This is a genomic window from Novosphingobium humi (assembly GCF_028607105.1).
Classification (GTDB): Bacteria; Pseudomonadota; Alphaproteobacteria; order Sphingomonadales; family Sphingomonadaceae; genus Novosphingobium; species Novosphingobium humi.
The window spans coordinates 70,146-94,532 of the sequence record NZ_CP117417.1 but is presented as its reverse complement, the minus strand read 5'-3'; the positions used below and the strand labels follow the sequence as shown (position 1 = coordinate 94,532).

The window sequence follows — 24,387 nt, the reverse complement described above, 5'->3', positions numbered from 1 at the left end:
ACAAATCGTTAAGCAGCCTCTTTGATCCACGCAAATATGCCTATTTGCCCGGCGGCAAGCGCCCACTGGCCATTTGCCGCGCGCTGGGGCAGGATACGGAAGGGTTGGGTAATACAAGGCGGGATGAATGGGCAAGGATGCCGCGCCGGGAGGCCGATGGCTCTTGGCGTTGATGGTGGGGTGGGCGCTGGTGGTGGCGGGCCTGTGGCTGGCCGCGCCGCCCGCCCATCCTGAAATCACCGTATTCTATCGCAAGTTGCAGGATCAATGGCTGCTGCTCGCGATGCTCTGGGCATGGGCCGGGGCGGCGGTGGCGCTGCGGCGCTGGCCGCTGGTGCGCGCATGGCGGATCGAAACACAGGCGGTATGGGGGCTGGCGGCGATGGCCGCGCTGGTGGCGCTGGCGGGGCATTATCTGGTGCTGTCGGGCTATGATCTCAGCCGCGACGAACAGATGGTCAGTTTCGATGCGGCGATCTATCGCGCGGGGCGTCTGGCATGGCCGGTGCCGGTGGAATGGCGGGGCGATCTTCCCGCGCTCAACACCTTGTTCATGATGCCGCTGGCGCGGCCTGCGGCATGGGTGTCGACCTATCTGCCCGGCAATGCGATGCTGGAAGCGCTGCTCGGCCCGCTCAAGACACCGCTGCTGATGGCGGTTTCGGTGCTGGCGCTGTGGCGCGTGGGGCGGCGGCTGCTGGGGCCGGATCAGGATGCGCTGGCGGTGATGATGGCGCTGTTCCTGCTCTCGGGTCAGGTGCTGTTTTCGGCCATGAGCCGCTTTGCCATGCCCGCCCATCTGGCCTTCAATCTGGTCTGGCTGTGGCTGTTCCTGCGCGATACGCGGCGCGGCGATCTGGCGGCGCTGGCGGTGGGCTTTGCGGCCACGGGGCTGCACCAACCGCTGTTTCATCCGATGTTCGTGGCGCCATGGCTGGCGCTCCTGCTGTGGGAAAGGCGCTGGGGGCGGTTGGCGCTGTTTGTCGGGGCCTATCTGGCGGTCGGCCTGTTCTGGCTGTGGTGGCCGCATATTACGCTTGATGCGGTGCGGGGGCCCGATTCGGTGCTGGTCGAGGCGGGCAGCGATTATGTCTCGCGCCTGATGGAAACGCTGGCGCAGAACAGCGACAATGGCACGCTGATGGCGGCCAATCTGCTGCGCATGGTGGCATGGACGCATCCCGCGCTCTGGGTGCTGGCGGCGATCGGCGCATGGGCCGGGCGGCGCGACGGGCGGGTGCTGGCGCTGCTGGGCGGGATCGTGGTGGTGGTCGTGGTGATGGGGCTGATCCTGCCCTATCAGGGCCATGGCTTTGGCTATCGCTATCTGCACCCGATGCTGGGCAATGTGGCGCTGCTGGGCGCGCTGGGCTGGCAACGGCTGGGTGATGCATGGCGCGACCGGCTGCGCGGGGGAATGGTGGCGCTGTCGGGGCTGACGCTGGTGGTGCTGATCCCGATGCAGGGGTGGTTTGCCCACCGCCTCTATGGCGCCTTTGCCGATGCCAGCGCGAAGATCGATACGGTTCATGCCGATTACATCATCATCGGCAATTATGACGCACCGCTCGCGCTCGATCTGGGGATCAACCGGCCCGATCTGTCGAACCGTCCGCTGCGGCTGATCGAATATGGCTATGACGATCTGGAAGAGATGGCCCCGCGCCTGTGCGCCCATGGGCAAACGGTGGCCCTGCCCGCGCGCAGCTTCTATTTCGGTATAGGGCGCGCGCTCAACATGATGCCGGGCCGCACCACCACCCGCCGCCGCGCATGGCACACGCAGGAGTTTACCGATGCCGGATGCAAGGTGATCAGCCTGCCATAAGCCCCATCACCGAACGCGCCATGGCCCCCCACGAATAGCGATCGGCCGCCCATGCCGCCATCCGGGCGCGTTCGGGCAGCGTCAGGCCCGGCGCATCCAGCATCGCGGCCACGCGCGCGGCGCTGCCCTGCGGGTCGGCCAGATCGACCGCCACCCCGCGCAGGAATTGCCCAGCCTCCGGGTCGGCCAGATGGGTGGGCGCGCCGCAGATCACCGGCAGCCCGCAGGCCATCGCCTCCTGAATGACCAGCGGATAGCCCTCGCCCACGCTGGGCAGCAGCAGGCAATCGGCGCTGCGATAGAGAGCGGCCAATTGCGCAGGGCTTTGCGGCCCCAGATCATGGACATTGGCCAAGCCCCATGACGCAGGCCGGATCGGCCCTGCCCCCGCCAACAGAAAGCTGATGTCGGGCCGCATCGCCGCCGCCGCGCGCAGGATCGACAGGCCCTTCTTTTCAACAAAGCGGCCCACGAACAGCACCCGCCTTTGGCCCGCGGGCAAGCCCTGCGCCGCCGGACCTATGCGCGTGAACACCTCACCATCCACACCATTGAACAACAAGGCATAATCGCGCCGAGCCGGATCGCCCAACAGATCGCGCCGCACCGTGTCCGAGATGAACACCAGCCGGTCCGCCGCCCACAGCATCGGCCGCGTCACGACGGCATTGGCCAGCCCCATCACACCCCTCATCACCGCCGAGGCAAAGGGAATGCCCGCAATATGCTGGATCAGCACCACCCGCCGCCCCCGCATCCGGGCCATCACCAGCGCCAATATCGAGGTCACATACAGCGCATCATGCACCACCACCCCATCGGAGCGCCCCACCGCCCGCCACAGCGCCGCGATTCCCCCCGGCCCCGGAATCGGCATGGGCAGGCCCGTCAGCCTTTCCGTGGGATTGATGCAGGACAGCGCGATCGCGGGAATATCAACCGGCGCCACATCCTGCGCGCTGGCCGTCCATGTCACCTGCGCCCCCTGCGCGATAATCCGCCGCGAGAGATGGCCCGCCACGCGCTCTATCCCGCCAAGGTGGCTTTCGAAAAAATGGCTGACCATCAGGATGTGCATGAGGGTGGGGTAGCCGGTTTTACAGGAGGAAAGAAGGGCCTCCGGCGGGCAAAGGGACTTGTCCCTTTGCAATCCCATTTTGGGGTGGGGGTAGGTCGGACAACGAAGTGCTCAAACGATTACCGATAAAGCCTGCGGCGCGGCAAAGTAGCGCCAAAAGCGCCGCAGGCTTTAAAAACCATCCCCCATCCGCATTCCTGCGAACCGAAGCGCCACCCCATTAACGGGATTGCAAAGGGCCCCCGCCCTTTGCCCGCCGGAGGCAAACCTTACTTGCGAACAATCGCCCAGCGCGAGAGCAGGAAATTCATCCCCACCATCAGACAGGATGCCAAAGGCGCAGCATAGACCATCGCCAGCCCCACCGGCCCGCGCAGCACCCATGTCAGCCCAAGCGCCAGCGGCGTGTTGGTGCTCATGGCCAAAGCATAGCGGCCATAGCGGCCAAGGCTCATCGGTTCACGAAAGGTCAGATGCGAGTGGAGCGCATAGCCCACCAACGAGACGAGAATGAAGGACAGGGCAAAGCCGAGGCTGGAGATGGCCAGCGGCCCCCGCCCCCGCATCGCCCAATCGGTGGCGATCATCACGCCATTATGCAGGGCAAGGCAGGTGGCGGCGACAAAACCATAGGCCAGCCCGGTACGCAAACTCATACCGCGACATGCGCCCGCACGAGATAGACGCAGGCATTGTCATCGCGCATCTGGGCGGGCGTGATCGCATCCTCGACCACGGCGCGCGCATTCATCACCACCGCCAGCGCGCCCGCGATCATCGGCCCGATCACCGGCACTTTCTTCAGCACAAAGGCAAAGGCGGTCAGCCGGATCATCGTCGTGGTGGCCAGCGGGCCGCAGATCGAATGCATTTCCTCGACCTTGATCCCACGCGTTTCCAGATCCAGCGCGAGACCCGTGCGGGTCCAGCGGCGGTGATCCTCCGGGTGGGGGTGATAAAACCAACTGCCATGGGTGGACAGGATCAGCGTGCCGCCCGGTTTCAGCAAGCGGCGGATTTCCGCGCAATAGGCGTCCAAATCGGGCACATGTTCGAGCACCTGCGCCGACAGGATCGCATCCACGCTGTGATCGGGCAGAGGCACCCGCCCGTCCGGCCCGATCGGCAGCTTGCCCTTGGCAACAGCGTCCGCGTCAATATCGGCGGGCCGATAATCCAGCCCCAACCCGCGCAGCAGCGAGGCATAGGGCATATCCCCACAGCCCAGATCGACGATGCTCGCCCCCTTGGGCAAACGCTCGGCCTGCGCCCGGATCAGTTTCGACAAAGGCCCCAGTTGCAGCCAGTCGGTATGCCACATCGAGGGCGAAACGCGGCGCGCGTCATGCATCACAGATCTTCCTCACCCGGCACAAAGGCCGCATCATGGCCCGCAATGATCGCCAGCAAAAACCCGCCCAGCGCGGTCTGCACCCCGATGGCGCCCGCCGCCGCCGCCACCACCAGCGGCAGCACCGAGGGCAGCGGCAGATAGCCCCCCGCCCGCCAGTTGATGCCGATCACCGTCAGGGCCGCGCCCGAAAACACCATCAGCCCCAGCCCCAGCACCAGCGCATGTTCGAGCGTCAATATCGGGCTGAACCGGTCGAACCAGTTGTTGAGATCGCGATAGCCGGTGCGCACGCCATAGAAATGCGTGGCCATGGCCATGATCGCGGCGAAATGGCCCACCGTCAGCAGAAACCCGGCCAGAATCGTCCAGCCCGCCCCCACCACCGGATTGCCCGCCAGCCAGCCCATGTCAAAGCCCATCGCCACGCCCAGAATCGCCACCGCCGCCAGCATCGCGATCATCGCGGGCACGCCGAACACCCATGTGGGCGAGAGCATCAGCAGATAGCGCAAATGCCGCCACCCATCGCGCCAGGGCCGCAGATGCGGCGCCCGGTCGCGCAGATCGGGTTGCAGCTTGGCCGGCACCTGTTCGATATGCAGCCCGCGCAGGGATGCCTTGATCACCATCTCGCTGGCAAATTCCATGCCGGTCGAGGAGAGCGCGCATTCTTCAAACGCCCGTTTCGTGATGGCGCGGATGCCGCAATGGGCGTCATCGATCCCGCTGCGGTAAAACAGGTTCAAAATGCCCGTCAGCACCGGATTGCCGATATAGCGGTTCTTCCATGGCATCGCGCCCTTGGCAATGCCCCCGGCAAAGCGCGACCCCATGCACAGGTCCGCGCCCTCGACCAGTTGCCCGATCATGGCCACGCCATCGTTGAAATCATACGAGCCATCCGCATCGCCCATCAGCAGATAGCGGCCATGGCCCCCTTCGCACCCGCCGATCAGCGCCGCGCCATAGCCGCGCCGGGGTACGGCCACCACGCGCGCGCCCTGCGCCGTGGCATAGGCCTGCGATCCGTCGGTGCTGCCATTGTCGGCGATGACGATCTCGGATTTCAGCCCATAGGCCACCTCGATTCGGTGCGCGGCCTCCTTGGCATTGGCGATGCAATGCGGCAGGCTCTGAATCTCGTTGAGACAGGGCATGATGATCGAGACATCCACCGCCCTGCCGTCTGCCGGAACGCCCGCTACTGGATCGCCCGCCTCTGGGCCGCCTGCCTGCTCGTTCACCGCATCACCCCGACCCCATATGCGCATCTGCACTGGTACGGACGGCGGGACTCGAACCCGCACGAGCAAAGCTCAAGGGATTTTAAGTCCCTGGCGTCTACCATTCCGCCACGTCCGCAAGGCAGGCCACGGCTCTGGCAGATCGGCGGGCAAACGGCAAGGGGGCCCGATGCCGGCCCGCGCCGCACCAATAAAAAGCGCAGGCCTGCCCCCCCGCGGACAGCCTGCGCCTTTTACATCACCAGGCGATTATGCCCGTTCAGACATTGAGCCGGGCGCGCATTTCCTTGCCCGGCTTGAAGAAGGGCACTTTCTTGCCCGGCACGTCCACCGCTTCGCCGGTGCGCGGATTGCGCCCCTTTCGCGGATCGCGTTCGCGCGTCGAAAAGGCGCCAAACCCGCGCAGTTCCACCCGGCCGCCTTCGGCCAGACGCTGGGCGATTTCATCGAAAAACACATCGACGATCTTTTCCACATCGTCGGTGCGCAATTCGGGGTTAGCCTTGGCCAGCGCCTGCAACAATTCAGATCTGATCATGAATATACCCCCTCTGGGCCGCGGTCCCATTCCAATGGCCCGACCGATCAAACAACCTCTCTCCGGCGCGAGTCTTTTTGCCCGGCTCGGAAGCTTTTATGTACAGAAGTTCAAGACTTTGTACAATAGCGCCCCTAGGTGCATTACGGTGGAGCGCCTTTGGCCGGCGATGATCCCGCCGCGGCGGTTCAGGCAGAGGGGACGGTATTGTCCAGCAGGTCGTTAACGCGCAGCCCAAGCCGGGCGATCCGCGCCAGCACCTCGGGCCATTCATTCTGCAAAAACCGTTTCTTTTCAGCATCAAGCAGCCAGGCCCGCGCGCCGGGTGCCACCATCATGCCCACCCCGCGCTGAACCTCGACCAATCCATCAAGCTGAAATTGCTGATAGGCCTTGGCCACAGTCAGAGGATTGGCGCCCTGTTCGGCGGCCAATGCGCGCACCGACGGAAGCATGGAACCTTCCGGATAGGTGCCGTCAATGATGGCCGCCGCGATCATGTCGCGCAGCTTGAGATAAACCGGGCGGGTGTTGGATGTCATGGCGCATCACTGCCATAATACAGCGCCTCACACAAGCGCGACCATCGCATAGAGCGCGCAACTTGGCGCTTTCCTTTGCTTACTTCGATGTTAATTTGCGCCCCCATGACAACACCTTCCGACGCGGCCCAAAGCGCCGCCACCGGCCCCACATGGATGGGCCATCCGCGCCCGCTGGCCCGCTTGTTCGCCATCGAGATGTGGGAGCGCTTTGGCTATTACGGCATGCGCGCCCTGCTCATGCTTTACCTTACCAAGCACTTCCTGCTGGGCGACCGGGTTTCGGCGGGGATCTATGGCGGCTATACGGCGCTGGTTTACCTGACGCCGCTGATCGGGGGCCTGCTGGCCGATCAGTATCTGGGGTCGAAACGGGCGGTCAAATTCGGCGCGCTGATCATGGCGGCGGGCTATTTCGCGCTGGCGCTGGGCGGCTCTCCGGCGCGGCCATGGGCCGAATATGACGGCGCGCGCCACGAAATCGTGGTCGAGCATTACCGCGACGGGCCGACCAGCGCGGCCAATGAGACCCGCGCCGTGATCGACCATGGCCGCCCGCTGTTCATCAAGGGGCAGGAGGACGGCAGCATCGACCTGATCGCGCCCGATGGTTCAGTGGCGCGCCATCTGGCCCCCGGCGCGCTGAAGGAAGGCGCGGACCGCGACGAACTGCGTCTGGCCATCACGCTGATGGCGCTCTCGGCGGTGGCGGTGGGCAATGGTTTCTTCAAACCCAATATCGCCACCATCGTCGGCCTGCTCTATGCCGATGGCGATCAACGCCGCGATGCCGGTTTCAGCATCTTCTACATGGGCATCAACCTTGGCTCATGGCTGGGGCAAATGGCTTGCCCTATACTGGCCGACCATTTCGGCTGGGGGACGGGGCTGGCCTCGGCAGGCGCAGTGATGCTGATCGCATGGGCGATGATGCATTACAGCGCGCGCAGCCTTGGCGGATTGGGCGAGCCGCCCGCAACCACCGGGCGCGATCCGGCGCTCTGGATCTATCCGGCGGCGATATTGGCGATTCCGGCCTGCTATTTCCTCTTCACCAATCTGATGCATGCCCCTGCCCCGACGGCGGGCGAAGGGTTTATCGGCTATCTGATGGGCCTGCCGGTGATGGGCAAATTGCTCTGCGCCACTTTCGGCCTCAGCCTGCCCGCCATTCTCATCTGGTCATGGCGTGTGGGCAGTCGGGCCGAGTTTGAAATGATGCTGGCCGCGATCATCCTGATGGTTTTCAACACCGTGTTCTGGAGCCTGTTCGAACAGGCCGGATCATCGCTGACCCTGTTCGCCGACCGCAATGTCGACCGCTCGGTATTCGGCTGGTTCGAAATGTCCGCGCCCGGCACCCAGCAGTTCAACGCCATCGGCATCATCACGCTGGCCCCGGTGATGGGGGCTTTGTGGTCGGTGCTGGCCCGGCGCGGGTGGGAGCCTTCGATTCCCGTCAAGTTCAGCATGGGCCTGATCGGGGTTGGCGCGGGCTTCCTGTTCCTCGTGCTGGGCACGCATTTTGCCGGGGCCGATTACCGGGTCGGACTGGGCTGGCTGGCGGGGCTTTATCTCATTCATTCGGTGGCGGAACTGTGCATCTCGCCGGTCGGCATGTCGATGATCACCAAACTGTCCATCGCCCGCGTGGTTGGGCTGATGATGGGGGCGTGGTATCTCTCGCTGGCCATGGGGCAATATGGCGCGGGCCTGTTGGCCCAAATGGCCACGGTGGAAACCGTGGGCGGACAGGTCACCAATCTGAAGCTCAGCCTCGATACCTATGTCGGCGTGTTTACCCAGATCGGGATCGTGACGATCGGCGTCGGGGTGGTGCTTCTGGCGCTTTCGGGCGCGATCCGAAAGCTGATGCATGGGGTGAGTTAAGGGAGGCTGAAATGGATCAGGCGTTTTCATGGCTGCTGACCGGGGCGACGGCCTTTGTGGGGTCGCATCTGCTGATGTCGCACCCGTGGCGCGCCGGATTGCTAGCACGGCTGGGCGAGAAGGGCTTCATGGGCCTCTATTCGCTGGTGTCCTTTGCCACGCTGGGCTGGACGATTGCCGCGTTTCGGGCCGTCGGGCCGGGCGGCGTGCCGCTCTGGGACGGCACGGGCGAGGCCATGTGGATCATCGCCAGCCTGCTCTCGCTGATCGGCATCACGCTGCTGCTGGGGTCTTTGCATGGCAATCCCGCCATGCCGCAGGTGCCCGGTGAGAAAATCGCCGCCGCGCGCGCTACGGGCGTCTTTGCCGTCACCCGCCACCCGATGATGTGGGGCATCGCGCTCTGGGCGCTGGCGCATGTTCTGGTGGCGCCAACGCCCCGCGTCATCGTGCTGATGGGGGCCATGGCGGCGCTGGCGCTGATCGGCGCGCGGTTGCAGGATGGGAAAAAATCCGTGCTGCTGGGCATGGCATGGGAAAGCTGGAGCGCGCAGACATCCTATTGGCCGCGTTTGGCCGGGTTGGGCCGGATTTCGCCGCTGCTCTGGGGGGTCGGGATCGTGGTCTGGTTGGGGGCCACGTTTGGGCATGTCCATGCCAATCATGTGTTGGCGGGGGTTTGGCGGTGGGTTTTGTGAATTTTTTTGGAGGGTTTAGCGTGCCTCCGGCGGGCAAAGGGCGGGGGCCCTTTGCAATCCCGTTACTATCGGCATCGTGCGCGGCATTGGCCCCGGTTTAATATGGCGAGGTATGGGTTTTAAAGCCTGCGGCGCCGATCAGCACGGGGTCGCCGCGCCGCAGGCTTTGAAACGATCCCCCAACGCACCGCCCGGCAATCTCCATTAACGGGATTGCAAAGGGACAAGTCCCTTTGCCCGCCGGAGGCACCTTAAAACCCTTCACTCCGCGCCCGAAGAACAATCCCCACACATGCCCCGCAATTCCACCACCGGCCGCACATCGGCAAACCCGGCCCCACGCGCCGCCTCGATCAAGGCGCCCGTGAGCCGGTCATCGTCAATATGCACCGCCTTTCCGCATCCGTCGCAGATGAGGAAGATGCAGTCGTGGCGGCATCCGGGGTGGGGGTTGGCGATATAGGCATTGGCGCTTTCGACCCGGCGGGCCAGATTCGTCCGCACAAAGAGGTCGAGGATGCGATAGACGCTGTTGGCGGCCACGCGCTTGTCGCGCGCTTTTGAAACGACCTCGGCAATGTCATAGGCGCTGGCGGGCTTGGCGTGTCCGGCAAGGGCATCGAACACAGCGCCGCGCATTTCGGTCCATTGCTCGCCGGCGGTTTCCAGCGCATTGCGGGCGGCGATGACAAGGCCCTCGCCGCTATATTCGCGGTGGCGGGGATGCTCGTGAACATGATCATGCGTGGCGCTCATGGCGCACCTATAGCCCAAATCAGTTGCGGGTGAAATCAGCCTTATATTCGCCCGGAAACATCTGTTTCAAAGCGGCCACCTTGGGCACGTCCCAATAGGCGATATAAGGGTGAGTGGGGTTGAGCGCGGCGAAATCCTGATGGTATTTCTCGGCCGGATAGAATTGGCGCAGGGGCTCGATTTTGGTGGCGATGCGGCCGTGCCACAGGCCCGATGCGGCGATCTGGGCCAGATAGGCGCGGGCCACCTTGTCCTGTTCGGGACCGATGGGGATCAGCGCGCTGCGATATTGGGGACCAATGTCGGGGCCTTGGCCATTGGCCTGCGTGGGGTCGATGATGACCGAGAAGAAAATGCGCAGCAGTTCGTCATAGCGCACCTGCCCCGGATCATAGGTCACGCGCACCGCCTCGGCATGGCCGGTGTTGCCGCCGCCCACATCGTCATAATGCGCCGTATTGGCCGCCCCGCCGTGATAGCCCGAAACCGCGCTGGTCACGCCCTTCACATGGCTGAACACCGCCTCGACGCCCCAGAAGCAGCCGCCGGCAAACACCGCCTGTTTCAGGCCGGGTGTTTCCTGCGCCGGGGCGGATGCCGCCGGGGCCGCGATCATATGGGTATTGGCCGCATCGGCGCTCTGGCATGCGGCCAGCGCCATTGCGAAAGGCAGGGCAAAGAGAAAGCCCCGCGCCATGGCCTATTGCCCGGTGTTGGCCGGGGCGGCGATCGCCTGCCCCACAAGACCCGCCAAGCCGCCCGGCCCGGACGACATCACAGCAACAATCAGAGCGCCCCCCAGCGCAAAGCCAATAGCGAAAGAGCGAAACAAATCGCGGTTCAAGAGGCGCATCAGAAGAGTCCGGGAAATTGACTGTCGGCCAGCCAGATGGGGATGATTCCCCGAATGTCTAGACCATCCCGCCTGAACCTTGCGCAACGCCGCGATAAAATGGGGGCAGTATACGACGAAATGCTGCAACGCGGTGGGGCGTTGCAGCATTGCATCAGGTCAAGCTCTTAATGGCGGAAATGGCGCATGCCGGTAAAGACCATGGCAAGACCCGCTTCGTCGGCGGCCTTGATGACCTCATCGTCACGCATGCTGCCGCCCGGCTGGATCACCATGGTCGCGCCCGCCTCGACCGCGGCCAGCAGCCCATCGGCAAAGGGGAAGAACGCGTCCGAGGCCACCGCGCTGCCCTTGGTGCGCGTTTCGGCAAAGCCATGGGTTTCGGCGGCTTCGGCGGCCTTGGCGGCGGCGATGCGGCTCGAATCGCGACGGTTCATCTGGCCCGCGCCGATCCCGGCGGTCACGCCTTCCTTGGCATAGACGATGGCGTTCGACTTCACATGCTTGGCCACGGTCCATGCGAACAGCGCGTCCTGCAGTTCCTGCTCGCTGGGCTGGCGCTTGGTCACGACCTTGAGGTCATCGAGGGTGATCGCGCCATTGTCACGGGTCTGGACCAACAGGCCGCCCGCAATCGGCTTGGCGATCAGGCCGCCGCGCTTGGCATCGGGGATTTCGCCGATCAGCAGCAGGCGCAGGTTCTTCTTCTTGGCAAAGACCGCCTTGGCATCGTCATTGGCGTCGGGCGCCACGACCACTTCGGTAAAGATGCCGCTGATCGCTTCGGCGGTCGGGCCGTCGAGCGGGCGGTTGACGGCGATGATGCCGCCAAAGGCCGAAACGCTGTCGCACTTGAACGCCGCCTCATAGGCTTCGACCAGCGTCGCCGCCGTGGCGACGCCGCAGGGGTTGGCGTGCTTGACGATCACGACGGTCGGCTCGGCATCCTTGAATTCGGCCAGCAGTTCGAGCGCGGCATCGGCATCGTTATAATTGTTGTAGCTCAGTTCCTTGCCCTGCACCTGCACGGCCTGGGCCAGACCCTTTTCCTTGGCGCCATGCGGCACATAAAGGGCGGCGGCCTGATGCGGATTTTCGCCATAGCGCAGTTCGGCCACGCGGGCGCCTGTGATGGCAATCGTTTCGGGGAAGGTCTCGCCCTGATCCACCGTGGCGAACCACTGGCTGATCGCGCCGTCATAGGCGGCGGTCAGCGCATAGGCCTTGGCGGCAAATTTGCGGCGCTGGGCCAGCGTGGTTTCGCCATTCGCCACGATGGCATAATCGGCCGGATCGGTGACGATGGCGACAAAATCGTGGTTCTTGGCCGCAGAGCGCACCATGCTGGGGCCGCCGATGTCGATGTTTTCGATGATCTCTTCGCGCGTGCCGCCCTTGGCCACCGTCTGAACGAAGGGATAGAGGTTGACCACCACCAGATCGATCGCACCGATTTCATGCTCATTCATGCTGGCCACATGCTCGGCATTGTCGCGCACGGCCAGCAGGCCACCGTGAACCTTGGGGTGCAGCGTCTTGACGCGGCCGTCCATCATTTCGGGAAAACCGGTCAGTTCCGAAATGTCCTTCACATCCAGCCCGGCATCACGCAGCGCCTTGGCCGTGCCGCCGGTCGAAACCAGCTCGACACCCTTGGCCGCCAGAGCCTTGCCCAGATCAACAAGGCCCGTCTTGTCCGAAACAGAGAGCAAGGCCCGGCGAATGGTGACAGTGTCAGTCATGGGTGGTGTGTCCTGTGAAGATGCGTGTTTGGCGCGGCCCTTAAGGATTTTGGCGGTTTTGGGAAGGGTGAAGGGGGTGTTGAAGGCGAGAAAATGCGAGGGACTCGTCCCTCGCGCTCCCATTACTGTCTTCGTTGCGCCATGGATTCAGCGGCAAGTGTCGGATGCGGCGTTGGAATTTTGAAAGCCTGCGGCGCCTTTTACGCCCAAGCGCCGCAGGCTTTTAATTTATCATCCGCAACGCCGCGATCTTGCCACCACCCCATTAACGGGATTGCAAAGGGACCGAGTCCCTTAGCCCGCCGGAGGCAAAAATCACCCCATCTTCTTCAAAATCCAAGAAAAGCTCCCGCCCCCGCGCGAAACCATCCCCTGAATCACCAATTGCTGCACCGGCACCGGGCGCCCCTGCCCATCGGCCCAGATCGATTCCTCGATGGCGATTTCGCCCCCGCCGCTGCGGAATTGCCAGTAGGAGCCGTCAGGCAGCGCCATGCCCACGCCTTGTTTGTCCTCGGACAGGCCGACCTCGACGCCGGGGCCGAGGTGGAAGCGCAGCGCATAGGAGACCATGCCGCGCTTGCCCTTGCGTCCGGTGGGGACGAGCAGATCCTCGCCGCGCAATTCGGTGCCGTCGTCGCGCAGGATCAGGATGCGGCGATGTGTCAGGCCATAGCGCCCGGCATAGCCATCGTGGCTGGCCTCCAGCCGCGTCGCGCCCCATGTGCGCCCGGATGTGCCGTTGCGCTCACCCTCGATGCTGCGGCGGTCCACCTCGACCTCGGCCACGCCCGAGCCAAGCCCGCCGTTGATCAGCACCGCCGTCGAATTGGCATCGTCGAGCACCAGCGTCGAATGCGCCGCCGTGGCGCGCAGCCCCTGATCCAGCCGCACCGGCATCAGGCCGCCCGCCGCCGCGCCGCCGCCGCAATTGACGATGATCCGCTGTCCGGCATGGCTCAATTCAAAGGCCAGCGTCGAGGCGCAGCCGTTGCGCGCATGGCGCGTCAGCGGCGGGGGCGCGGCATCGAACTGCATCACGCTCTTGCCCGCCACCACGCGCTGATAGCCCCATTGGCGCACCTCGCGCAGGGGCCGCGTGCGCACGCCCGTGGCCGCGATCAGCGCCGAAACGTCCGAGGCCGACACCGCCCATCCGCCCTGCCAACTGCCCAGCGCGCCATCGCCATGGGTCAGCGCCAGCAGGGGCGGCACCATCAGCGACAGGATCGATTCCAGCGCGGCGGGCGGTTCGCGCCGCGTCGCGCGATAGCAGGCGATCAATTGCACCAGCAGCGCAATCGCCTCCATCTGGCCCAGCGGGCTGCGCGCCATGCATCCGCCGTCATCGCCCAGCAATTCGCCAAGCGACGCGATCAGCCCCGCCTCGCCATAGAGCCTGCGCGGGCGGCCATCGGGCAGCAGCAGCCCGGCCGCGACAATCGCGCACCAGCCCGCCACCTGCGCCAGCGTATCCTCGCCCTTGGCCACATGGCGGTCCAGCCAGCGCGCATGATCGGCCATCGCCCCCAGCGTCTGCACCCGCAGCGTCTTGTCGCCGCCCGAGAGCAGCAGCGGCGCATGGACCAGCCAGCCGAGCAGCCGCGCCCCCGTATAGGCCACCGTCCACGCCGGCCCCTTACCGGGGCGCGAGGGCGGCTTGGGATTGGCCATCAGCCATGCGGCCAAAATCCGTTCGGCCACCGGCGAGACCTGTTCGCGCGGCCCCGCCGCCTCCAGATCGGCCAGCCAGTGAAACCCATGCACCAGCCGTTCGAGCGGCGGCGCCAACCGCCCCGCCCCGGCCAGATCGAGCTGGGCAATCGGCTGTTTCAGCCCATGGACCAGAAAATGGCCCGAACGCAGCGCCGCCCCCGCCGCTTTATCGCCCGCCAGCGGATTCGTCACCGTGGCCAGCAATTTGGGCCGCGCGGGCTTGCGGAAAGGGGCGGTCAGCACCGGCCCCGGAATGCCCATCCGATAGGCCAGCCGGATCAGCCTCTCGCCCGCGCCCAGCGAAGGCGGCGTGAAATCGGCCAGCGCCAGCGCGCGGCCCGGTTCGACCACCTGCGCTGACGCCTCGTTGGTTTCGACGCCTTCGCCTTCGTCCAGCGTCGGTAATGGGATAGCCTGCCCCTTGCCCTTCCCCGCCTTGCGGGGCTTGCCCTGTGCAGACATATCCAGGTTCATGGTTCAGCCCAATCCTTTGAGCGCCGCGATATTCGCGGCATAGCGATCCGGCCCGCCCCGGAACGTGGCCGTGCCCGCCACCAGAGCATTGGCCCCGGCCGAAACGGCCAGCGGCGCGGTGGTGGTGTCAATGCCGCCATCCACCTCCAGATGGATCTCGCGCCCGGTCTTGTCGATCATCTTGCGGATCGCCTCGATCTTGCGGAGCTGGCTGGAAATGAACTTCTGTCCGCCAAAGCCGGGGTTGACGCTCATCACCAGAACCAGATCGATGTCATCGATCAGATAGTCGAGCATCTTGGCAGGCGTGGCCGGATTGAGCGAGACGCCCGCCTTGCAGCCTGCGGCGTGGATCGCCTGCACCGTGCGGTGGCTATGCGGGCCTGCTTCGGGGTGGAACGTGATGATGTCGGCGCCCGCATCGGCAAAGGCCTGGATATAGGGATCGACCGGCTGGATCATCAGATGGACGTCGAAGATCTTCTTCGTATGGGGGCGCAGCGCCTTGACCACCATCGGCCCGATGGTGATGTTGGGCACGAAATGGCCGTCCATCACATCGACATGGATCCAGTCGGCACCGGCCGCGTCAATCGCGCGCACTTCCTCGCCCAGCCGGGAAAAATCGGCGGAAAGGATCGAAGGGGCAATCAGAGGCAAGCTCATCACACCAGTTCCACACATGTTGATGGGGCGATAAACGCCATGATTCGCGCGGTCACAAGCACGTACTTCTCCATTTTCCACACACTTATCGCCGCCGGGCGGCTTGGTGCAGGCAAAAGCTGCGGTTTTATGCGCCTTTGCGGCGCGTCAAGCCCCCGTTATTCCCGGCAAAGCGACATAAACCAGAGGTGATTGCAGTTTTCTGGGGAAAAACCGCTAGACCCGGCGGCGCAGGCGCAAGGAACGCAAGGGTCGGCGGGGGCGTTTCGCCTGTTTTGCCGCCCTTCCATGGTGAACAGTCCGTTAGCCAAAACTAGGGCTAATGACCTGTTGCCGCCCAAAAGCTTCGGCAAGAGCGTCCGGCCTATCATGCGCGCAGGATGGATGCCCGACAGACCGGCCGGATCGGTCAATTGGCGCTGGCGGCTCGCATGGGTGGACAATATCAATGGACAGCAAGAATTCGCCGCAGGAAGCCCAGCGCAAGGGGTTGCTGCGCCCGATCAACGGATTGGTGTTCGGGGCGATTCTCATGCTGGTGGGCGCAACCGCCGTCACGCTGACGCGGATGGGCAAGAGCGCCAATGATTACGAACATGGCATCATCAGCCGCAGTTGGCAGCACAATATCCGCCAATGGCAGACCAGCGGCCAGACGTTGATCCAGCAGGACGAGGCCCCGGCCCATCTGGCCGCGGGCGACCGGCACTGGATCGAACAGGCGGTTCTGGCCCCGCTGCGCGCGCAGACCGGGTCGGGGCAAATCCGGCTGGAACCGGCCGGTGCAACCGACAAGACCGCCGCGCTGGGTCTGGTCCATGGCGCGGCCGTCCTTTCGCTGCCCGTCACCGCGCGGACCCCGGCCGGGGCGCCCGCGCCCTATGTGCTGCGCGTGGCGGTGGATCAGGGGCTGGTCTCGCAATTCGGCGGCCAGCATGGCCAGGTCCATCGCCTGCTGCGCAAGGGCCAGCCGTCGATCAGCGACCACCATATCATGCCCCTGACCAGCCCGGACGGCCAGTTGGTCGCCTCGCTGGCATGGCCCGCGATCAATCCGTTCAAGGCCTCGGAAACCGAGATCCCGCAGATGCTGCTGGCCATTGCGGCGGCCTTCCTGATGCTGGTCTGGCTCTTCATGCGGCGCAGCAACACGATTGCCAGCGACCTGATCGCCAGCGAGGCGCGCGCGCGCCATCTGGCCTTTCACGACACGCTGACCGGATTGCCCAACCGGGCGATGATGTTTGACCGGCTGGGGCAACTGTTGGCCATGTCGCGCCGTTATGCGGGCGAAATGGCGGTCCATTGCCTCGATCTCGACCGGTTCAAGGAGGTCAATGACACGCTGGGCCATCATGCGGGCGATGAACTGATCCAGCAGGTGGGCCGCCGTCTGAGCGAATTGTGCCGCGATTCCGACACGGTGGCGCGGCTGGGCGGCGATGAATTCGTGATCCTTCAGCCCGAGGCCGACGGCACCGGCGCCTCGCATCTGGCCCAGCGCGTGCTCAAACTGTTCGAGGCGCCCTTTGTGCTGGAGGCGGGCGTGGTCGAGGTCGGGGTTTCCATCGGGGTGACGCTGGTGTCCAACCCCGAAATCGAACCGGCCGAGGCGCTGCGTCAGGCCGATCTGGCGCTTTACGGGTCGAAGGAAAACGGGCGCAACCGCGTGACCTTTTTCGAACCCGACATGGATGCCGCGCTGCGCATGCGGCGCAGTCTGGAAAATGACCTGCGCAAGGCGCTGGCCGACGGCAGCCTGACCATGGTCTATCAGCCGCAGATGAACGGACGCGGGGCGATCGACGCGATGGAGGCGCTGGTGCGCTGGAACCATCCCGAGCGCGGGGCCATCGCCCCCTCGATCTTCGTGCCCCTCTGCGAGGAAAGCGGGCTGATCCTCGACCTTGGCGAATTCGTGTTCCGCCGTGTGTTTGAGGAAACCGCCGGATGGGGCGATGTGCGCGTGGCGATCAATGTGTCGGCGCTGCAATTGCGCTCGCCCATGTTCATGGCGACGCTGACGCGGCTGGTGGCCGAATTCCGGGTCAATCCCGAACGCTATGAAATCGAGATCACCGAAACCGCCCTGCTGGGCGATGACGGCATCACGCGCGACAATATCACCATGCTGAAACAAGAGGGCTTTTCCATCGCGCTCGACGATTTCGGCACCGGCTATTCCAGCCTCAACTCGCTCAAGCGCTTTTCGGTCGACAAGATCAAGATCGACCGCAGCTTTGTCCATAATCTGGAGGCCAATGACGAGGCCGAAGGGCTGGTCGATGCCATCGTCAAGCTGGGCCGCGCGCTCAAACTGGATGTCGTGGCCGAGGGCGTGGAAACCGAACATCAGCGCGACCGACTGGCCGCCTGCGGATGCAACACGTTCCAGGGCTTCCTCGTGTCCCGCCCGGTGCCCGCCTCCGAGCTGAACGGGCTGTTTTCCGGCCATAATCCGTAATCGCCCGGATGGGCGCTTGGCCAAAGGCAAATGTTTGAACGGCATAATGGCGCGGTGCCACACCATCCCCGCCCCTTCCTGTCGCGCCTGATTGCCAACCGGCGGGGCAATGCCCTGCCGATGCTGGCGCTGATCCTGTCGCTGCTGATGGCTTTTGTCGGCTGCGCGGTGGACGGGGCGCGGATGTATATGGTCAATGCCCGGCTGCAACAGGCCTGCGATGCCGGGGTTCTGGCCGGGCGCAAGGCGATGACCGACACCAGCACCGGCAACACCACGCTCGATGCATCGGCGACGGCTGCGGCCAACGCCTTTTTCGCCAACAACATCCGCACCGGCTGGTACGGCATCACCTCGCTGGGCTTTACCCCCGCCAAGACCGCCGACGCGCAGGTCAGCGGCACCGCCAGCGCGGTCGTGCCGATGACGCTGATGCGCGCCTTTGGCTATAGTTCGATCACGCTCAACGCCGTCTGTCAGGCCACCTATCAGATCAGCGACACCGATGTGATCTTTGTGCTGGACACCACCGGCTCGATGGCCTGCCTGCCCTCGGATGACACCACCACCTGCAACAATTACGTCAATTCCGTCACCGCCACGGCCTATACGCGCCCTGCCGACGGCACCGGCAGCGGCAATACCAGCACCGCCGGCTATCCCGGATCGACCGCCTATTATGTGCCGGAAAAATCCGGCTCGCGGATCGCCGCGCTGCGCAGCGCGGTGCTGTCCTTCTATGACACGATGGCCGCCTCGATCGATGTCAACACACGGGTGCGCTATGGGTTTGTCACCTATACGTCCACGGTCAATTCGGGCCGCGCGATCATGGACATCAACCCGGCCTATATGGTGGGCGGTCTGGGCAGCGTGAACACGAGCTGGAATTACCAGACCCGCGTGCTGACCGGCACGGGCTTTTCCTTTTACTGTTTCTGCACCCTGCCCAATTGGCAATATCAGCAAAGCCCGCAATTGCTGACCACCTTTGTCACCGGCGCGCCCACGGTGGACCCGACCAAATATGTGAGCACCTCCGATGCATGGGAAGGCTGTATCGAGGAAGCCTATACCACGCCCGGCGCGACCAGCTTTTCCACCACCAGCCTGCCCAATGACCTCAACCCCGATCTGAAACCGGGCAGCGACATCCGCACGCAATGGAAACCGATGTGGACCGCCGTCACCTATGTGCGCAACAATTACAACAGCACCGCCACCGCCACATCCAGCGGCGACACCAGCAACAGCCCCAATCTCGATCAGGCCGCCTATTACAAGGCGGGCTATATCAGCTGCGGCAAGCCGGTCTCGCGTCTGGCCGTGATGACGCGCACGCAGGTGTCCAATTACGTCAACGCCACAGATTTTCGTCCCATCGGCGGCACCTATCATGATATCGGCATGATCTGGGGCACGCGGATGATTTCGCCCAACGGCATTTTTGCCGCCGACACCGCCGCTGCCACGGGCCATGATGCGCCCAAGCGGATCATCGTCTTCCTGACCGACGGCGATATGGCGCCCAGCCAGTATATCTATGGCTCCTATGGCGTGGAATATTACGACCAGCGCGTATCGGGCGGCGATCTGGCCAATCTGAAAAATTATCACAATGCGCGCTTCCTTGCCGCCTGCGCCGCGGCCAAGGCCAAGAACATCAGCGTGTGGACCGTGGCGCTGGGCATGAGCAGCACGAATGAGCTGACCCAATGCGCGACCTCGCCCTCGCAGGCGCTCTCGACCACATCGGGATCGGGCCTGTCCGCCCAATTCGCCACCATCGCCAGCAAGATCGCCAAGCTGCGGATTTCGAAATGAGGCGGCTTTGGCGTGATCGCGGCGGGGCGGCGCTGGTGGAATTCGCGCTGGTGCTGCCGGTGATGCTGCTGATGGGGATGGGCCTGTGCGAAATGGCCTATCAGGCCTATATGCAGGCGATCCTGACGGGCGCGGTGCAAAAGGCCGGGCGCGACAGCACGGTGGAAAGCGCCAACACCACCACCATCGACAATGCCGTGCTGCAGGCGGTGAAGAACATCAACGGCAATGCCGCCTTCGTCTCGGGCTATCCGACGCGCAAATCCTATGCGTCCTTCGGCTATATCTCGCCCGAAAGCTTTGTTGACAGCAACGGCAATGGCGTGCGCGATCCGGGCGAGTGTTTTACCGATGTGAACGGCAACGGCATCTGGGATGCCGATCCGGGCGTGTCGGGCAATGGCGGCGCGGGCGACACGGTGCTCTATACCGTGTCGATCACCTATACCCGGCTGTTTCCGCTGGGCCTGTGGCTGGGCTGGGGCAAAACGGCCACGCTGTCGGCCAGCACCATCCTGAAGAACCAGCCATGGGCTATGCAGGCCACCACGGCGGCGGCCACGGTATGCACATGATGCCTCTGCGCCATCTGCTTCGTGATTCCTCAGGCGCCTCGCTGATCGAATTCGCGCTGGCGCTGCCCATCGTGTTCTACATGGGCGGGGCGGGCATCGAATATACCAACATGGCCCGCGTCCAGATGCAGATCAGCCAGATCACGCTCGATCTGGCCGACAATGCCAGCCGGGTGGGTCTGGCCAGCAATCTGGCCGCAACCCAGATCCGCGAAACCGACATGAACGATGTGCTGGCGGGCGCGCGGCTGCAGGGCAACGGGCTGGGCCTGACCACCAACGGGCGCGTCACCATCTCCAGTCTGGAAATGGTCCAGCAGTCCTATGACACCGCGCCCGTGCAACGCATCCACTGGCAACGCTGCATCGGGCTGAAAAGCGGCAGCGGCTATGACTCGACCTATGGCACTACATCGGCCACCGCGGGAACCGACGCCACCGTGGCCAATGCAGGCACGACCATGGCCACGGGCATGGGCGACACCGGATATAAGGTCAACGCCCCCACCGGCGCCGGGGTGATGTTCGTCGAGGTCAATTACACCTATCAGCCCTTTTTCGGCACGATGTTCGTGGCCAACAAGCTGATGCATTACAGCGCCAGCTTTGTGGTGCGCGACCTGCGGGATTATTCGCAGATCTATAACCCCAGCCCGGCGGCGACGCGGATGACGTGCGATAAGCACACGACCTAGAAAAAGGGTCTAGAGGCGAGGGTCTCGACCCTCGCGCTCCCATTACTGTATGCGTTTTTCCATGGGTTCAGCCAATGGGTATCGGACGCAACACCCCATAACGGGATTGCAAAGGGCCCCCGCCCTTTGCCCGCCGGAGGCACCGGAAAAGCCCGCCGGAGGCATAATCCCCATGAACAGCCGGATGGCGCGCGGCAGGCTGCCCCCAGCGCCGCACCACCATCCGGCCGTTCGGGAACGCGACAAGCCCCGCCCGACGGGCAGAACAGATCGCGCGCCCCCTGTTGCTGGTAACGGCTTGCCCCCCAAGCCGCCGGCAACATATCGAGCAATTCCGCCCATGCGTGTCAACGCTTGCAGACCTTGGCCGTAAAGGCAACAGGATCATGGGGTTCGGGCAAAATATCCTTGTCCGCCCCCGCGCCAGCCATTCGTCATTTGACGTAGGATCATGCGGCGCGATTGCGCGTTACACCATGTCGACTGCAATCAGCCAGCGGGGGTCGAAGATGGCGGCAAGCGATAGGATCGACAGGCTCCCATGCCGCCCTTGCGCGCGCGTCATGCGGGGCGCGGCGGGATGATCGAAACCTTGCGCCTGATGGACAGAATCCGGTCCGCGCCGGGGCGCTTCATGCTGGTGATGGCGGCCATGGCGGTGATGATGACCGCGATCATCGGCGCGGCCTATTGGGCGCTGGGACAAAGCCTGCCGGCGCAGAGCCTGCCGGTGGTCCGCGCCATTCTGGTGACAGCGCTGGGGGCGCTGCTGGCGGTGGGGGGCGCGCTGGGCGGGCTGATCCTGCGCGCCTATGACAGCCGCCGCGCGGCCCTGGCCGAGGCGCGCCGCCATGTGGCCGACCTGCGCGCCGAGGTGGCCGCCCACAATGTCACGCTGGAGGAACTGCATCTGGCCAAGGAAGTGGCCGAGGCGGCCAACAGCGCCAAGAGCCGCTATCTCGTTTCGGTCAGCCATGAGATCCGCTCGCCGCTCAATTCGATCTACGGCTATGCGCAATTGCTCGAACGCGGCCACGATATCGCCCCGATCGAGGCCGCGCGCATCATCCGCCGATCTTCCGAACATCTGACCAATCTTGTCGAGGGCCTTCTCGACATCAGCCATGTTGAAAGCGGGGTGCTGCGCCTGTCGAACGATACGGTGCGCCTCAAGAGCCTGCTGGATCAGATCGCCAGCATGTTTCGCCCTCAGGCCCAGTCGCGCGGGCTGACGCTGGTCTATGAAACACAGGGCCATCTGCCCGAATTTGTGCGCACCGATCAGAAGCGCCTGCGCCAGATCCTGATCAACCTGCTTTCCAACGCGATCAAGTTCACCAAGGCGGGGCAGGTCACTTTCGGCGTCACCTATCGCTCTCAGGTGATGAGCTTCACCATCGCCGACACCGGGATCGGCATTGAACAGCAGGACCTGACCCGCATCTTCGCCCCCTTTGAACGCGGCACCCATCCTGAGGCGCAGCGGCAAAAGGGCATCGGCCTTGGTCTGGCGATCACGCAGGCGCTGGTGCATATCCTGGGCGGCGATCTGGCCGTGAGCAGCGAGCCGGGCGTGGGCACGACCTTTACCGTGCGCCTGATGCTCAGTCCGGTGCAGGCCAGCGTGCAGGAGGTGAAAAGCACCCGCGCCATCACCGGCTATGACGGGCCGCCGCGCAGCGTGCTGCTGATCGACGATGACCCGGATCAGACATCCCTGCTGCGCGGGCTGCTCGAACCTTTGGGCTTTACCATCCATTCGGCCAATGACGGCGACCGGGGGCTGGAACTGGCCCGCAAGCATCGGCCCGAACTGGTGCTGCTCGACGTCACCATGCCGGGCCTGTCGGGGTGGGAAGTGGCGCGGCGGCTGCGCGCGATGCGGGGGGGCGATATACGCATCATCATGGTGTCGGGCGACGCCCACGAAATCCGGCAGGGCAGCGCGGGCTTCATCGCCCATGACCAGTTCCTGATCAAGCCGGTGGATCTCGACGCGCTGATCGACGCGGTGGGAGGGCTGCTGGGCCTGCATTGGCGCGGGCGGGCCGAGGAGGCCGAGGCCCCCGAACCCGCCGCCGAACGCGAGGCCCTGCCCGAGGAAGCGCGCGCCTTTCTGGCCGATATCGAGAGCGATCTGCGCATCGGCCATGTGCGCGGCGTGGAAAAGGCGATCCGCGCGATGGAGGCCGCCGTGCCGCAGGCCGCCCCCCTGGCCAAAAGGCTGCTGGCCTCGCTCGACCGCTTCGACCTTGGCGAACTGGCCGCGGAACTGGCCGCCGCATCGGCCCGGCGCGGAGAGGCATGATGCGCCACGATCCCTTGGTGGCGCAGGACCCCCAGCCCCATGTCGATACCGTGCTGGTGGTGGATGATACGCCCGAATCGCTGCGCTTTCTGGCCGATACGCTGGAGGTGGAGGGCATCCGCGTGCTGATCGCCACCAGCGGCGAGGCGGCGCTTTCGCTGCTGAGCCATATCGTGCCCGATCTGATCCTGATGGATGCGGTGATGCCGGGCATCGGCGGTTTTGAGGCCACGCGCATCCTCAAACGCAATCCGGCCAGCGCCCGCGTCCCCGTCATCTTCATGACCGGCCTGACCGAGAGCGAGCATGTGCTGGCAGCCCTTGAAGCAGGCGGCGTCGATTATGTGCGCAAACCTCTGGTCATCAACGAACTGATCGCGCGGGTGCGCGTGCATATGGCCAATGCGCGTCTGGCGCAGGACAGTCAGGCCGCGCTTGACGCCAGCGGGCGGCATCTGATCGCGATGGGGCGCGAGGAGCAATTGCTCTGGTGGACGCCGCAGGCGGGCAGTCTGCTGGCCGAAAATTGTCCGGAATGGAGCGTGACGCCCGGCCCGGCCCCCGCCCCGCTGCGCCCTGCGCTTGCCCGTCTGGCCCGCGCGGATGAAAGCGGGGCCAGCGTCCGGCTCGACCTTGCCCATTCCACGCTCGAACTGGTGCTGGTGGCGCGGATGCGGGGGGCCGAATGGCTGGTGCGCCTGAACGACGTCAACCCGGCAGGCGACATCGCCCTGCTTCAGGCCCGCCACGGATTGACCAGCCGCGAGGCCGAGGTGCTGCTGTGGATCAGCTATGGCAAGCCCAACCGCGTAATCAGCGAGATCCTGTCGATCTCTCCGCGCACCGTGAACAAACATCTGGAGCAGGTTTTCGTCAAACTGGGCGTGGAAACGCGCGCGGCAGCGGCGGCGCTGGCGGTGCGCGCGATTAACGGATGATAGGCGCGGTTTTGCAAAGCTAATCTTTGCAAATTTGCAAGATTACCGTGGACGTCGCCCCCGTCCTGACGCATCACCGGGTGAAACGCGCCGGTTTTTGCCAGTCGGGATGGTCATTTCACCGCTTGATGGCTTGAGCCTTGGGCCGCGCGCGCCTATCGCGGCATGCGTAACCATGTCCAAGGCCCGCACAGGACAGCGCCG

At 64.6% G+C, this 24,387-nt stretch carries 20 protein-coding genes and 1 tRNA gene; 9 read left to right on the top strand and 12 right to left on the bottom strand.

The genetic code is table 11. From position 1 onward, the window contains the following. Positions 1-127: 127 nt before the first annotated feature. Positions 128-1,828: a hypothetical protein gene (locus PQ457_RS00425; RefSeq protein ID WP_273617867.1), complete on the top strand. Its 1,701-nt coding sequence runs from the start codon at positions 128-130 to the stop codon at positions 1,826-1,828. On the opposite strand, the gene PQ457_RS00420 is transcribed toward PQ457_RS00425, so the two are convergent. From PQ457_RS00420 to PQ457_RS00390, 7 genes are all read right to left on the bottom strand, one after another. Further along, a complete protein-coding gene (locus PQ457_RS00420) occupies positions 1,815-2,894 on the bottom strand; it encodes a glycosyltransferase family 4 protein (RefSeq protein WP_273617866.1) in 1,080 nt (359 codons plus the stop codon). The two genes, PQ457_RS00425 and PQ457_RS00420, sit on opposite strands and share 14 nt — an antisense overlap. A 281-nt stretch (positions 2,895-3,175) precedes the next feature. Next, entirely contained in the window at positions 3,176-3,562 is a 387-nt protein-coding gene (locus PQ457_RS00415) for a GtrA family protein (protein WP_273617865.1), read from the bottom strand. After that, complete coding sequence (locus PQ457_RS00410) at positions 3,559-4,257, bottom strand: class I SAM-dependent methyltransferase (protein WP_273617864.1); 699 nt, start codon at positions 4,255-4,257, stop codon at positions 3,559-3,561. Before PQ457_RS00410 ends, PQ457_RS00415 begins: the two co-directional genes overlap by 4 nt. Next, entirely contained in the window at positions 4,257-5,504 is a 1,248-nt protein-coding gene (locus tag PQ457_RS00405; RefSeq protein ID WP_273617863.1) for a glycosyltransferase family 2 protein, read from the bottom strand. The genes PQ457_RS00410 and PQ457_RS00405 overlap by 1 nt, the downstream gene beginning before the upstream one ends. 33 nt (positions 5,505-5,537) lie before the next feature. Next, positions 5,538-5,622 (bottom strand) — tRNA-Leu (locus tag PQ457_RS00400). Between the two features lie 141 nt (positions 5,623-5,763). Beyond that, on the bottom strand, positions 5,764-6,042 hold the full coding sequence (locus tag PQ457_RS00395; protein ID WP_168603153.1) for an integration host factor subunit beta: 279 nt from the start codon (positions 6,040-6,042) through the stop codon (positions 5,764-5,766). A gap of 188 nt (positions 6,043-6,230) precedes the next feature. Further along, entirely contained in the window at positions 6,231-6,584 is a 354-nt protein-coding gene (locus tag PQ457_RS00390) for a GntR family transcriptional regulator (protein WP_273617862.1), read from the bottom strand. Between the two features lie 105 nt (positions 6,585-6,689). Between PQ457_RS00390 and PQ457_RS00385 the strand changes: the two genes are divergently transcribed. Together PQ457_RS00385 and PQ457_RS00380 are read left to right on the top strand one after the other, a co-directional pair. Continuing rightward, entirely contained in the window at positions 6,690-8,474 is a 1,785-nt protein-coding gene (locus PQ457_RS00385) for a peptide MFS transporter (protein ID WP_273617861.1), read from the top strand. A gap of 11 nt (positions 8,475-8,485) precedes the next feature. Then, positions 8,486-9,172, top strand: a complete 687-nt coding sequence (locus PQ457_RS00380; protein ID WP_273617860.1) for an NnrU family protein — start codon at positions 8,486-8,488, stop codon at positions 9,170-9,172. Between the two features lie 261 nt (positions 9,173-9,433). On the opposite strand, the gene PQ457_RS00375 is transcribed toward PQ457_RS00380, so the two are convergent. From PQ457_RS00375 to rpe, 5 genes are all read right to left on the bottom strand, one after another. After that, positions 9,434-9,928 (bottom strand): Fur family transcriptional regulator, encoded by a 495-nt coding sequence (locus tag PQ457_RS00375; protein ID WP_273617858.1) that lies wholly within the window; start codon positions 9,926-9,928, stop codon positions 9,434-9,436. 19 nt (positions 9,929-9,947) lie between these two features. Further along, on the bottom strand, positions 9,948-10,625 hold the full coding sequence (msrA, locus tag PQ457_RS00370) for a peptide-methionine (S)-S-oxide reductase MsrA (protein ID WP_273617857.1): 678 nt from the start codon (positions 10,623-10,625) through the stop codon (positions 9,948-9,950). Between the two features lie 323 nt (positions 10,626-10,948). Further along, on the bottom strand, positions 10,949-12,523 hold the full coding sequence (purH, locus tag PQ457_RS00365; RefSeq protein ID WP_273617856.1) for a bifunctional phosphoribosylaminoimidazolecarboxamide formyltransferase/IMP cyclohydrolase: 1,575 nt from the start codon (positions 12,521-12,523) through the stop codon (positions 10,949-10,951). Between the two features lie 315 nt (positions 12,524-12,838). Further along, on the bottom strand, positions 12,839-14,713 hold the full coding sequence (locus PQ457_RS00360; protein WP_273617855.1) for a heparinase II/III family protein: 1,875 nt from the start codon (positions 14,711-14,713) through the stop codon (positions 12,839-12,841). Between the two features lie 3 nt (positions 14,714-14,716). Beyond that, positions 14,717-15,379 (bottom strand): ribulose-phosphate 3-epimerase, encoded by a 663-nt coding sequence (gene rpe / locus PQ457_RS00355; protein WP_273617854.1) that lies wholly within the window; start codon positions 15,377-15,379, stop codon positions 14,717-14,719. A 448-nt stretch (positions 15,380-15,827) separates the two neighbouring features. On the opposite strand from rpe, the gene PQ457_RS00350 reads away from it, so the two are divergent. The 6 genes from PQ457_RS00350 to PQ457_RS00325 all read left to right on the top strand — a co-directional run bounded on the left by PQ457_RS00350 (position 15,828) and on the right by PQ457_RS00325 (position 24,183). Continuing rightward, positions 15,828-17,843: a putative bifunctional diguanylate cyclase/phosphodiesterase gene (locus tag PQ457_RS00350; RefSeq protein ID WP_273617853.1), complete on the top strand. Its 2,016-nt coding sequence runs from the start codon at positions 15,828-15,830 to the stop codon at positions 17,841-17,843. 30 nt (positions 17,844-17,873) lie between these two features. After that, the gene (locus PQ457_RS00345; RefSeq protein WP_273617852.1) at positions 17,874-19,667 is read left to right on the top strand and encodes a TadE/TadG family type IV pilus assembly protein; all 1,794 of its coding nucleotides are present in this window, start codon (positions 17,874-17,876) and stop codon (positions 19,665-19,667) included. Beyond that, positions 19,664-20,242, top strand: a complete 579-nt coding sequence (locus PQ457_RS00340; RefSeq protein ID WP_273617851.1) for a TadE/TadG family type IV pilus assembly protein — start codon at positions 19,664-19,666, stop codon at positions 20,240-20,242. The genes PQ457_RS00345 and PQ457_RS00340 overlap by 4 nt, the downstream gene beginning before the upstream one ends. Next, on the top strand, positions 20,239-20,937 hold the full coding sequence (locus PQ457_RS00335; protein WP_273617850.1) for a TadE/TadG family type IV pilus assembly protein: 699 nt from the start codon (positions 20,239-20,241) through the stop codon (positions 20,935-20,937). Before PQ457_RS00340 ends, PQ457_RS00335 begins: the two co-directional genes overlap by 4 nt. 601 nt (positions 20,938-21,538) lie before the next feature. Further along, positions 21,539-23,245 (top strand): ATP-binding response regulator, encoded by a 1,707-nt coding sequence (locus PQ457_RS00330; RefSeq protein ID WP_273617849.1) that lies wholly within the window; start codon positions 21,539-21,541, stop codon positions 23,243-23,245. Then, positions 23,242-24,183 (top strand): response regulator, encoded by a 942-nt coding sequence (locus PQ457_RS00325; RefSeq protein WP_273617848.1) that lies wholly within the window; start codon positions 23,242-23,244, stop codon positions 24,181-24,183. The genes PQ457_RS00330 and PQ457_RS00325 overlap by 4 nt, the downstream gene beginning before the upstream one ends. Positions 24,184-24,387 lie beyond the last annotated feature (204 nt).